Origin of the sequence: Butyrivibrio sp. YAB3001 (assembly GCF_900112195.1) — a bacterium.
Taxonomy (GTDB): domain Bacteria; phylum Bacillota; class Clostridia; order Lachnospirales; family Lachnospiraceae; genus Butyrivibrio.
In genome coordinates, this window is sequence record NZ_FOKR01000002.1 from 1 (window position 1) to 13193 (window position 13193).

Consider the following 13193-nt stretch of genomic DNA (forward strand, 5'->3'; position numbering starts at 1 on the left):
AAGGAGCTTCCTGTAAGATATAAACAGGGGTTGACCTAAAAAGAATACCTCAAGTAAAGTTGGATTGTTACTGACCTGGCAGTTGGTAATAATCCAAGAATACGAGAGGTATCTAACATGAATGCTAAGGCAAAGAACAACAAAAATCAAGTAAGCAACAACTTTTCGGTGATAAATACTTTATCTGCCGAAGAAAGACAAACCAGAGTGGATGATCTCTTAAATACATTGCAGGCTAAGACCTGGCATGATCTGGAGACATCAGGAAAGTTTGATAAGAATGCCAAGCTCTCATTTATATCAGATGACATGCTTATAGTTGGATGCGATATAGGCAGTGAAACCCACTATCTGAGGGCTATAGATAGAAAAGGCAGAGAACTCAGCAGAAAGCCATTCTCTTTCCTTAACAACGAGGAAGGATTTGAAGCCGCAAAAGCTTGGATGGTAGACCTTGCTGCAGTAAATGGTAAGGAACAGATAGTACTTGGACTTGAACCTACAGGTCATTACTGGTTTTGCGTGGCAACATGGCTGATAAGCAATGGTATCAGTGTGGTGCAGGTAAATCCATATGCAGTAAAACAGACAAAAGAAATCGAGGATAACAGCCAGCTTAAGGATGACAGAAAAGATCCCAAGGTCATTGCAAACCTTGTTATGAACGGAAACTACGGTATGCCATATCTTCCGGAGGGCATCTACGCTGATCTGCGTAGTCTCTCACTTCTAAGGAGCCAGCTTGCTGAGAACAGGATCCGCAGCATAAACAGGTTACACAGGCTGATGAAGATTTACTTCCCTGAATATAAGGACGCATTTGGGAAAACAGATGGCAGCTTTGCAATGGAGATACTTAAGGTTGCACCGTTTCCAGAAGATATAATCAGGCTGGGTGAAGATGGAATCAGAGATATATGGCACAAGGCTAAGCTTAGAGGACGCGGCTATAGCAGGGCTGCTGAGATTTTCAGGTATGCCTGCGTAAGCATAGGCAAGAAAGAAGGATCAGAGCCGGACAGATATTCAGTAAAGTGTCATGTTGAAGATATCATCTCATTGGATGAGAGGCTTGCGACAGTTGAAGCTGCAATCAATGAAAAATGTATGGAAATACCCCATGCAGAGAACATCCTTGAAATATCAGGACTTGGACAGAACATAGTGGCTGGAATCATATCTTCAATGGGAGACATTGAAAGATTTGATGATGCAAAGGAAATACAGAAACTCAGCGGATTAAATCTTGTAGCCAACAGTTCAGGCAAGCATAATGGCGAAACAAAGATAAGCCATAGAGGACGCAAAGAACTGCGAACCTGGCTGTTTCAGGGAGCTAAATCGGTAGTGGCTCATGCTCCAGAATTCCAGTATATACATGAGTATTACACTACCAGAGCGAAAAATCCACTAAAGAAGATGCAGTCGTTGATAGTTATAGCATGTAAGCTTCTTAGGATCATATTTACAATCCTGAAGAAGGGAATCACCTACGATCCACAGAAGATGCTTAATGATATCAAGAGATTTGAAGAAGCAGAAATAGTGGCTGCATAAGTAAGAATTATATTCCGGAATCCTGCCGAGCTACCGAAACTTATCGGTGGTTGGTCAGGATTCCGGAGAGGAATCCAGTAACAGCAGGAGCGAGTCTTCTGCATAACATAGCTACCAACTTACAACAGGATGGATTGCGTCCACCGACTTATCGGTACCATTCAAAGCGTAGATTGGTCAGTAAAGGACAACAAACAAGAGCTGTAGCTGGCGGTGGTTTTATCCCTAGGGCATGACCCTGTGTAGGAGCTTTGCTGGCACTTGGTGTATGAATTGGCTGGACGAAGGAAGTTGGGACACGATCCCTTTAGACACGGAAGGTTAGCCATCATAGTTAATCAAAGGAAAAAAGGCCTTTATAGAGCAAACAAGAGGATGCTTTATTAGTGCTACCTTAAATCAGCTATTCAGTACAGGATACTATGACAATTCATCACCTTTGGCTCCTGTTTTGAGGAAAAACAAAATCGTCAAAGCCAGTAAAAATCGTATTTTCAGGCTTGACAGAATAGGAAGGGAATGCACATGAAAAAACTTCTGCCAACAATTATAGGATTAATAGTACAGGGAATCGTGGTAGAGCTGATCAAGGAAAAATAATAAAACTTATTTGTCAATGAAAAGGTAGTAAAAATGGCAAATGCAAGTAGTAATGACTGGTGTACATTTTGAATGAAATACAGCGTGGTAATCTAACAGTAACAAGAGGATATAGTAAAAACGAAAGAAATTATGAGCAGAGAAAGATACAAAAAGTGCTTATAGTAAGCAAATTGTTATGAAAGGAGCAAAAATGAAACGGATTAACGAGCAAGAAAGAGAATATATAATCAAAGCGTTAACAGAAATTCTAAACGCGGATAGTGTTGATGATGAAGAAAAAATCAGAACAATGAAGAAACTGGTTATCGTCGTTGAAGACGAAGGTTTTGCTAAGCCAATTGTCATGGACAAAAGTGAAAGAAAGGATTTGTTCCAAGAGACTATTTGCATCGACAATGAATACAAAAAAACGGAAACATATTCTTATCCCAGAGGTGCGTTGTATAATCCTTTTCTGGATGTTGTGGAAACTGTTGGTTACACAATTTTTGACGTAATAGATGTAATTGATGAAGGTATAAGCTCTTTTTTGGATGTCATTTCGTGCCTTATATAAGGTGTTAAGTGAAGCAAAATCGGAACAGTTTATATATTTATTCATGAATGATTAAGGATGAAATAATGAATAATAGCAACGAAAATTTAACTACACATAATGGTATATTTAGTCGCATTAACGAAATATTACTTGAGTGTAATGCAAGTGAATATGAAAAGCAGAAGTTTATGAGGCATCTTATGGAAGCCAAAAATCAACACTTAGGTCTCATGATAGTTGGACCAACAGGTGTCGGAAAAACATCTACGATAGATGCATTGCTTGGAGTGGAAAAAGCTAAGATAGGTACAGGCACTTCTCCAGAAACAATGGAGATTGCTGAATATGACTTTGAGGGGATAACAATCTATGATACGCCTGGATTTGGAGATGGTACTGATGCAGATAAACGACATGCCGAAGATATTACAAAATTGCTTCAAGATACGAATGAAAAAGGAGAACCTATCATTGATCTGGTGTTAATTCTTATTGATGGAACTTCGAGGGATATAGGAACCACTATTAACCTGATAAATCATCTTTTAATACATCATTTTAAGGATGAGCCTGGGAGATTGCTTATAGCAGTAAATAAAGCTGACAGGGCCATTCCAGTTGGTAATCACTGGGATTATGAAGCAAACAAGCCAGATGAAGCAATAGTGAAAAGAATGGATGAAACAGTTAAGACCATTCGTGAGCGTATATATACATCTACTGGTATAAATGTTGATCCTATCTGGTATTGTGCCGGAGGAAAAGAGGAGGGTGGGGAAAAATATCCTGCATATAACGTTTCAAAGCTTCTAAGCTATATTGTCAGTGCAACCCCAAAGGAAAAAAGAGTGGTTTTTCTAGGTAATATCAACACAGAAGAGACGGATTACTTATATGATGATGGAGCAAAGAATTACAATAAGGAAACCGCAAGTAGCATCTGGGAATCTATTTTAACTTGTGCATCAATCGGAGCTGGCATAGGGGCTTCAATTGGAGCTTTCGGTGGTCCTGTTGCAGCCGCTATAGGAGCAGCTATAGGAGCTGGCCTTGGAGCGATAGGCCGTTGGGCATGTTCATTGCTTTAATTGTACAAGAAACAACGGGAGGGAATACATATGCGAAAACTTATACCAACAATTATAGGGCTTATAGTACAGGGAATCGTAGTAGAGCTGATCAAGAATAAGTAATACACCTATTTGTCAGTGAATAAGTAATAAAAATGGCAAATATAAGTAGTAATGACTGGTGTACATTTTGGATGAAATGCAGCGTGATAATCTAGCAGTAACAAAAGAACATAGTTAAAGACAAAGGAGGGAATCAATATGAAAAAACTTCTGCCAACAATTATAGGACTAATAGTACAGGGAATCGTTGAAGAACTGATCAAGGAAAAATAATAAAACTATTTGTCAGTAATTAAGTAATGAAAATGGCAAATGCGAGTAGTTAGTGAGTGGTGTACATTTTGGATGAAATGCAGCGTGATAATCTAGCAGTAACAAGAGAACATAGTTAAAAACAAGGAGGGAATGCACATGAGAAAATATCTGCCAACAATTATAGGACTAATAGTACAGGGAATCGTGGTAGAGCTGATTAAGAAAAAGTAATAAAACTATTTGTCAGTGAAACGGTAGTAAAAATAGCAAATAAAAGTAGTTAGTGACTGGTGTACATATTGGATGAAATGCACCGTGATAATCTAACAGTAACAAGAGAACAAAGTTAAAAACAAAGGAGGGAATCCATATGAAAGAACTTTTACCAACAATTATAGAACTCATAGTACAGGGAATCTTGGAAGAACTGTCTAAGAAAAAGTAATGTATCAATTTGTTAGTGATATAGCACAATTACAAATAGTTAGTATCATGGTGTACATTTTGGATGAAATGCACCATGATAATCTAACTATATCCAAAGAAACTGTTTCTATATCAAAAAGGAGGAATTGCATATGATCAAATATATCCCTGCAATTGTAGGAGCGTTAGAAAAGATATTACTGGACATATTCCTGAAGAAAAACTTTTTCATTCATAATGCTTTTTAAAAGTTACGAAAAATCATTATCTATAACCTGTATAAATAATGCAATGAATAGTAAAGAAACTAATAATGATCTTATATAAAAATGAAGGAGGAAATAACTTATGCGAAAAATAATCAAACCACTTGTCAAAACTATACTAATTCATATTGTTACGGGGCTATTATTACCTTCGCGTAGATGTGACTAACAGTCAAAATGAAACAATAGTAGTAATAGCAGCATAACAATCAAAAATCATTACGATTCCATGAACAACAATAGAGATGATTTTGCTAGTGAAACTGAGACAAAAGAAACGATATGTAAAACTCAGAATAAATATACTTCGTAGCCGGAATGGTATTAGCAACGGCTGAATTTAAAGCCGTTGCTACTCATCCTACTATAGGAGTGATATTAGAGAATGATGAAGGCTGGTTTAGGAAAGGAGATAGACATGAAGAGAGACTACGTATTGGTAATGAAGGCCAAGCAGCTTACTGAACGTCAAGCTACAGAATTGATGGCTAAGAGTATACAGACAACAAAGAGTATAGCTCCTGGTAGAAGGACAGTTGTAGGAATTGGAAAGAGAGGGTAAGAGATGAAAATTAATATAATGAAGAAACATGAAAAGTTTATAGGGATGTCAGAAGGAAAAATCTTTTTGGAAAGACCGAATGGTGAGGTGAGAATTGTACGTCTTATTGAAGATGATGATGGGATACGCATTGCACCTGAGGAAATAATTATTGGATATGGAAGTGGAACAGTAGTAATTGGTGATATTGATAATTCAGTTGAAATAACGAACTTTTAACTAGGAGGAACAATATGGCAGGAAAAAGAGATAGTGAGATCACAGTTGTTGTACCGAAACTTACAAGAAACGAAGCTAGATATTTAAGGGATGAGATGATAAAGAATACAAGAAAAATCGCGCCTGGGGCAAGAGGAAGTATAGCTGTGGGTAAGAAAGAAAATTTTGAATCAATAATGCACAGATGCGTTAATGGCTTGTTGGATTAGGAGGCTAATCATGGAAAAGAGAAATTCAGCACATATAAATGCGCAAAAAGCGGCTAGAATCAGAGATAATAACTTGTGTCAAATCTGTGGGAGTAGAGATCACACAGCGGGACATCACGCAGTAGATTATCAGTACGGAGGCAGCTCATCATTAGACAATATCGTAACTTTATGCAGGGGGTGTCATAGAAGAGTGCATAAAGGTGAGATGGATGTATATTCAGTCTAAATGATTATCAGCAGGAAAAGGAGAAATCCAATTTGGGATAGTTCTCCTTTTTCTGCATAATTCAAAGTATAAATAAAATGCATAAACGTAATTTAACAAAAATTTAATTTTGAATTTGTTGTTTTTTATAGGCATAGAACATATTCATTTTAGGCTAAGTGATATAATAAATATCGATGGGGATGTTTGGGGCGTCCTTTTTGTACTTATTTTTGGGATTAGTTTATTTTCATGCGAATCAATAAAGATGGAGGAATATTATGAAGATATCCAAAGTTGATCATAGAAAAACCGCAGTTAAGATAACTGATAATAAAGGCGCAGAAGGCTTCATTTATCAGGACCCTACAAGGGATAGTAGTACGATGGAGCAGATTATTTCAAACAGAGCCAGATCCTCAAAGGTGCTGTTTAATATCTTTGGAGATACAAAGAAATCCAAAGATTTAAATAAGTATACTGAAAGTCTGATTATTTATGTAAATAAGGCAATAAAGTCTTTGAAAGGTGATAAGAGAAATAATAAATATGAAGAAATTACGGAAAGTTTAAAGACAGAACGAGTTCTGAATGCATTAATACAGGCTGGAAATGAATTTACATGCTCAGAGAATAATATTGAAGATGCCTTGAACAAGTATTTAAAGAAGAGTTTTAGGGTAGGTAATACAAAATCCGCGCTGAAAAAATTGTTAATGGCAGCATACTGTGGCTATAAACTGTCTATAGAAGAAAAAGAAGAAATTCAGAATTATTTTGTCGACAAACTTGTAAAAGAGTATAACAAAGATACAGTGCTTAAGTATACAGCAAAGTCACTTAAACATCAGAATATGGTTGTTCAACCGGATACTGATAATCATGTATTTCTGCCTTCCAGAATTGCAGGAGCCACTCAGAATAAAATGTCTGAAAAAGAAGCATTGACAGAGTTTCTTAAAGCTTATGCTGTTTTGGACGAGGAAAAAAGACATAATCTGAGGATAATACTTAGAAAATTGGTAAATCTATATTTCTATGAAAGCCCTGATTTTATTTACCCGGAGAATAATGAATGGAAAGAGCATGATGATAGAAAAAACAAAACAGAAACATTTGTTTCACCGGTTAAAGTGAATGAAGAGAAAAATGGTAAGACTTTTGTCAAAATTGATGTGCCGGCTACAAAAGACTTGATACGTCTTAAAAACATTGAGTGCTATAGAAGATCTGTGGCAGAAACAGCTGGTAATCCCATCACGTATTTTACTGATCATAACATATCTAAGTTTTGGATACATCATATTGAAAATGAAGTTGAAAAAATATTTGCATTATTAAAAAGCAATTGGAAGGACTATCAGTTTAGCGTTGGATATATCAGCGAAAAAGTTTGGAAAGAAATAATAAATTATCTGAGCATCAAGTATATTGCTATAGGAAAGGCAGTGTATAACTATGCTTTGGAGGATATAAAGAAAAACGATGGAACGCTCAATTTCGGAGTAATAGATCCGAGCTTTTATGATGGTATTAACTCTTTTGAGTATGAAAAAATAAAAGCCGAGGAAACATTTCAGAGAGAAGTGGCAGTATATGTTTCTTTTGCTGTGAATCATTTATCCTCTGCAACGGTTAAGCTTTCTGAAGCTCAATCTGACATGTTGGTGCTTAATAAGAATGATATTGAAAAAATAGCTTATGGCAATACTAAAAGAAATATTCTACAGTTTTTTGGCGGACAATCTAAATGGAAAGAGTTTGATTTTGATAGATATATAAATCCAGTCAATTACACAGATATTGATTTCTTATTTGATATTAAGAAAATGGTGTATTCATTAAGAAATGAATCTTTCCATTTTACTACTACAGATACAGAAAGTGATTGGAATAAAAATCTAATTTCTGCCATGTTCGAGTATGAATGTAGAAGAATCTCAACTGTACAGAAAAATAAGTTTTTCTCTAATAATTTGCCTTTGTTTTATGGAGAGAATTCACTCGAAAGAGTGTTACATAAACTTTATGACGATTATGTTGATAGAATGTCACAAGTTCCTTCATTTGGAAATGTTTTTGTACGAAAAAAGTTTCCGGATTACATGAAGGAAATAGGAATAAAGCATAATCTTTCTTCTGAAGACAATTTGAAATTGCAAGGGGCGCTATATTTCTTATATAAAGAGATATATTATAATGCCTTTATTTCCTCTGAAAAGGCAATGAAGATTTTTGTTGATCTAGTAAACAAGTTAGATACAAATGCCAGGGATGATAAAGGCCGTATTACACATGAAGCAATGGCTCATAAGAACTTCAAAGATGCTATATCTCATTATATGACTCATGATTGTAGTTTGGCTGATATATGCCAAAAAATCATGACAGAGTACAACCAACAAAATACTGGTCATAGAAAGAAACAAACCACGTATTCATCTGAAAAGAATCCTGAGATATTTCGCCATTATAAAATGATTTTATTTATGCTTCTTCAGAAGGCAATGACAGAATATATCTCAAGTGAGGAGATATTTGATTTCATTATGAAACCAAATTCTCCCAAAACAGATATAAAGGAAGAGGAGTTTTTGCCACAGTATAAATCTTGTGCTTATGATAACTTGATAAAACTGATAGCTGATAATGTAGAACTTCAAAAATGGTATATAACAGCAAGACTATTGAGCCCTAGAGAAGTAAATCAGCTAATCGGTTCTTTTAGAAGTTATAAGCAGTTCGTTTCGGATATTGAAAGAAGGGCAAAAGAAACAAATAATTCTCTTTCAAAGTCGGGGATGACTGTTGATGTAGAGAATATTACAAAAGTTCTCGATTTATGTACTAAATTAAACGGACGCTTCTCCAATGAACTTACAGATTATTTTGATAGTAAAGATGATTATGCTGTATATGTTTCAAAATTCCTTGATTTTGGATTCAAAATAGATGAGAAGTTTCCAGCAGCTCTATTGGGAGAGTTTTGTAATAAGGAAGAAAATGGCAAAAAAATAGGAATCTATCACAATGGTACAGAGCCCATTTTAAATAGCAACATTATAAAGAGCAAACTATATGGAATTACTGATGTGGTTTCAAGAGCTGTAAAACCAGTAAGCGAGAAGCTTATTCGTGAATATTTGCAGCAAGAAGTAAAGATTAAGCCATATCTTGAAAATGGAGTATGCAAAAATAAGGAGGAACAGGCAGCACTAAGAAAATATCAGGAATTAAAGAATAGGATAGAGTTCAGAGATATTGTTGAATATTCCGAAATTATAAATGAACTTATGGGGCAGCTGATTAACTTTTCATATTTAAGAGAGCGAGATTTAATGTATTTTCAGTTAGGCTTTCATTATTTATGTCTTAACAATTATGGGGCCAAACCTGAAGGATACTATTCTATTGTAAATGATAAAAGAACTATTAAAGGAGCTATTCTTTACCAAATTGTAGCAATGTATACATATGGCTTACCGATATATCATTATGTGGATGGCACTATTTCAGATAGACGAAAGAACAAGAAAACGGTATTGGATACGCTAAATAGTTCTGAAACAGTTGGTGCAAAGATAAAATATTTTATATATTATTCTGATGAGCTTTTTAATGACAGCCTTATTTTGTACAATGCAGGGTTGGAGCTTTTTGAGAATATAAATGAGCACGAAAATATTGTTAATCTAAGAAAATATATAGACCATTTTAAGTATTATGTGAGTCAGGATAGAAGCTTGCTTGACATATATAGTGAGGTGTTTGATAGATATTTTACTTATGATCGGAAGTACAAAAAGAATGTTATGAATTTATTCTCTAATATTATGCTAAAACATTTTATTATAACTGACTTTGAGTTTTCTACAGGAGAAAAGACTATAGGAGAAAAGAATACGGCAAAAAAGGAATGTGCTAAAGTTAGAATAAAAAGAGGTGGATTATCATCAGATAAATTCACGTATAAATTCAAGGATGCTAAGCCAATTGAGCTTAGCGCTAAAAATACAGAGTTTTTGGACGGTGTAGCAAGAATATTATATTATCCTGAAAATGTTGTTCTTACAGATTTAGTTAGAAATTCTGAAGTTGAAGATGAAAAGAGAATAGAAAAGTATGATAGAAATCATAATTCGTCACCGACAAGAAAGGATAAGACATATAAACAGGATGTAAAGAAAAATTATAATAAGAAGACCTCAAAAGCATTTGATTCATCAAAGCTTGATACCAAATCCGTAGGAAATAATCTTTCGGATAATCCTGTATTAAAACAATTTTTATCTGAATCAAAAAAGAAAAGATAAGAACAAAATCGTTCGATGTCATCATTTTTGTCTTGAAAATTTCATAATAAGATTAAAAATCAATGGCATCGAACGATATTTATAGGAAAAATTACCGATTTTATATGTATCAAGATTAAAAAAATCTTAGAAAATAGCATAAATGCTATTGTTAATGAAAAAAGCCCGACATAGCGGGCAATCATTCGATGATTTTATCCTTTTCAGCAAGTTCATTATTTGTTAATGAAAAAAGCCCGACATAGCGGGCAATCATTCATTGTGGACAACAATGGACTTGGTCGCAAAGAAGAGTTAATGAAAAAAGCCCGACATAGCGGGCAATCATTATGAAACCTGGAAACGATATGATTGCTAATCCTGTTAATAAAAAAAGCCCGACATAGCGGGCAATCATGATAAATACAACCACCAACCGACCAAGTTGATTGTTAATGAAAAAAGCCCGACATAGCGGGCAATCATTAGGTTCTACTTCTTCTTCAGCAAGCTGTTCATGTTAATGAAAAAAGCCCGACATAGCGGGCAATCATTCGTTGCTCCTACTCCTGCAAAAGTGCCAACAAGTTAATGAAAAAAGCCCGACATAGCGGGCAATCATTCAAATATATAATCAGAATCCAATGAATTCCTTTGTTAATGAAAAAAGCCCGACATAGCGGGCAATCATTCATCCCAGAAATCTAATGTTCCAATCTGGTAGTTAATGAAAAAAGCCCAACATAGCGGGCAATCATTCATCTCTTAAATCTTTTATGTAGCTTCCTACTGGCTTATGAAAAAAGCCCGACATAGCGGGCAATCACTTTGCTCATGATCTTCCAATCGCCGAATGCGAGCTTATGAAAAAAGCCCGACATAGCGGGCAATCACTGATGTGGTGTTCTCTCTCACTCATTCCTATCTTCGCTTATGAAAAAAGCCCGACATAGCGGGCAATCATCCAGATCCAGATGGTGAGCTATTAAGGGCATTTAACTTATGAAAAAAACCCGACATAGCGGGCAATCATGGATTTTGTCTCCAACAACGCCAATTACAACTTGTTTATGGAAAAAGCCCAATATGGTTGGATATTTTGTTGTTTTTCATTTTGGGGGTGAGAAGAAGTAATTGAAACACTGCTTAGAGAAGGTATAGATGTTGCTTAAAGAGTTTATGGATTAATTTTAGATATGAGGAATAGCGATGAATAATATATCAAGATGGAAAACATCATCAATAGAAAAAATAGATGATGTGTATCATATAATCAGTGATGGAAAGCTCTCCAGAAAAGATTCTACAATTGTATTTGAAAATGAAGATGTTACAGAATATCTGCCTGTGGAGAAGGTTAAGTCAATTGTTGTTCATTCCCATACAACATTTTCAAGTGGCTTTTTTCAAATATTAGATGAGTATGATATAAACATGACTTTAATATCTCCTTATGGAGAGACAATTGGAAGATTCATTCCTGCAAATGCAAGTAATTCTTATGAAACTGAGTTTAAACAGCTAAAGTTCAGATATAAAGAAGTTGATGGCTTACCATTGAAGCAAAAATTTGAAAGAGCAAATATCAACAATATGCTTGCCGTTCTTCGTTACTATAAAAAGCGAAGCGACAGCATAATCCTTGATAACAATGTTGCATACATTACAGAATGTAGAAATATGGTTAAGTATGCAAAGGATGACCAGCATTTAATGTTGCTTGAGGCACGAGCTCGCCATAGGTACTATCAATCCTTTAATGAGGTAATAAAAAATCCGGATTTTGAGATGAAAAATAGAAGTAAAAATCCGCCAGAAGATGCTATAAATGCCATGATCAGTTTTGGAAATACGTTGCTCTATCATAGATTTAGTTATTATATAGAGCAAACTTCTTTGGATATTCGTATTGGACTAATACATAATTCATATCATAGAAGAGAAAGTCTTAATCTTGATCTTGCAGATTTATTTAAGCCAATAATAGTAGACAGAATTATTTTTTTACTCATCAACAAGAATATTATTCAGAACACAACTGAATATTTTGTTGATTCTCCTAAAAATAATGGAGTGTATCTGAGTAAGTATGGGAAAAATCTTTTTATAAAAGAATTTGAAAATAAATGTAAAAAGATAATTGAGCACAAAGGAACAAAAATGTCTTATGAAGAGCTTATGAAAGAAGAAAACAAAAAGTTGGAAAGATATTTTAAAACTGGGAAAGACTATATTCCTTTTTCATATAGTAATTAAAATGAGGGTAATTATGTGGGTAGTATTAACATATGATGTTGAAGCTAAAAAAGACAGAAAAGCATTGAAGATATGCAGAAGGTATTTAACACATGTTCAAGAGTCGGTGTTTGAAGGTGATATTACAGAAGGAAAGCTTAATAAACTTAAGATAGAGTTGCAAGCGGTTATAGATGATAAATATGATTCTGTGATTATTTATGAAATGAATTCAAGTAGAACTTGCAGAAAAGAGTCTATTGGATGCTATGAGACTGCGGATAACATTATATAAAGCAATATTTTAGAATGTTACTGATGTTCAACTAAAATTTTGAGTTTGTCCTTTCTCTTTTGTCCTTTTTTTAAAATTTTATTGATATTTATCGTGAAATGATGTAATGTAAACAAGTCGGTTTTCTGACCACAAGAAATGTGAAGGCGTTCAGTTTTCACAGTTTTCCTACTAAAAAAATGAAAATATGTTAGTATTAATGTAGTAAATTCAATAGGTCTTTTCTGCATTAATGCAGGAAGGATGATTGAAGCCTCGGAAAGGAAAGTATATTTTTAAGAAGATTAAGTGGCGGTTTGTAAACAGGAAGTACAAAGACACTGTTTTCAGATTTATTTTTAAGGAAGACAAGAAAGCGTTATTGGATTTATATAATGCGATAAATCATTCAAGCT

At 34.6% G+C, this 13193-nt stretch carries 10 protein-coding genes and 1 CRISPR repeat array; all 10 genes read left to right on the forward strand.

Annotation, left to right across the window (positions count from 1 at the left end; genetic code table 11):
• The first annotated feature begins 117 nt into the window (after positions 1 to 117).
• The 10 genes from BM086_RS00010 (at position 118) to cas2 (ending at position 12798) form a co-directional block, all read left to right on the forward strand.
• Positions 118 to 1557, forward strand: coding sequence for an IS110 family transposase (locus BM086_RS00010; RefSeq protein ID WP_092321568.1), 1440 nt, complete (start codon positions 118 to 120; stop codon positions 1555 to 1557).
• A gap of 793 nt (positions 1558 to 2350) precedes the next feature.
• Positions 2351 to 2716, forward strand: coding sequence for a hypothetical protein (locus BM086_RS00015; RefSeq protein WP_092321571.1), 366 nt, complete (start codon positions 2351 to 2353; stop codon positions 2714 to 2716).
• 65 nt (positions 2717 to 2781) lie between these two features.
• Complete coding sequence (locus BM086_RS00020; RefSeq protein ID WP_175560031.1) at positions 2782 to 3786, forward strand: GTPase family protein; 1005 nt, start codon at positions 2782 to 2784, stop codon at positions 3784 to 3786.
• 1410 nt (positions 3787 to 5196) lie between these two features.
• Positions 5197 to 5340 (forward strand): hypothetical protein, encoded by a 144-nt coding sequence (locus BM086_RS20680; protein ID WP_175560032.1) that lies wholly within the window; start codon positions 5197 to 5199, stop codon positions 5338 to 5340.
• Positions 5341 to 5343: 3 nt separating this feature from the next.
• Entirely contained in the window at positions 5344 to 5559 is a 216-nt protein-coding gene (locus tag BM086_RS00025) for a hypothetical protein (protein WP_092321577.1), read from the forward strand.
• Between the two features lie 14 nt (positions 5560 to 5573).
• The gene (locus tag BM086_RS00030; protein WP_092321580.1) at positions 5574 to 5768 is read left to right on the forward strand and encodes a hypothetical protein; all 195 of its coding nucleotides are present in this window, start codon (positions 5574 to 5576) and stop codon (positions 5766 to 5768) included.
• A 10-nt stretch (positions 5769 to 5778) separates the two neighbouring features.
• Positions 5779 to 5997 (forward strand): HNH endonuclease, encoded by a 219-nt coding sequence (locus BM086_RS00035; RefSeq protein ID WP_175560033.1) that lies wholly within the window; start codon positions 5779 to 5781, stop codon positions 5995 to 5997.
• A gap of 260 nt (positions 5998 to 6257) precedes the next feature.
• Positions 6258 to 10289, forward strand: coding sequence for a type VI-A CRISPR-associated RNA-guided ribonuclease Cas13a (gene cas13a, locus BM086_RS00040; RefSeq protein WP_092321585.1), 4032 nt, complete (start codon positions 6258 to 6260; stop codon positions 10287 to 10289).
• Between the two features lie 157 nt (positions 10290 to 10446).
• Positions 10447 to 11301: a CRISPR direct-repeat array (repeat unit 28 nt; unit sequence AAAAAAGCCCGACATAGCGGGCAATCAT).
• 176 nt (positions 11302 to 11477) lie between these two features.
• The gene (gene cas1 / locus BM086_RS00045; protein WP_092321588.1) at positions 11478 to 12524 is read left to right on the forward strand and encodes a CRISPR-associated endonuclease Cas1; all 1047 of its coding nucleotides are present in this window, start codon (positions 11478 to 11480) and stop codon (positions 12522 to 12524) included.
• 13 nt (positions 12525 to 12537) lie between these two features.
• On the forward strand, positions 12538 to 12798 hold the full coding sequence (cas2, locus tag BM086_RS00050; RefSeq protein WP_092321591.1) for a CRISPR-associated endonuclease Cas2: 261 nt from the start codon (positions 12538 to 12540) through the stop codon (positions 12796 to 12798).
• The last annotated feature ends 395 nt before the right edge of the window (positions 12799 to 13193 follow it).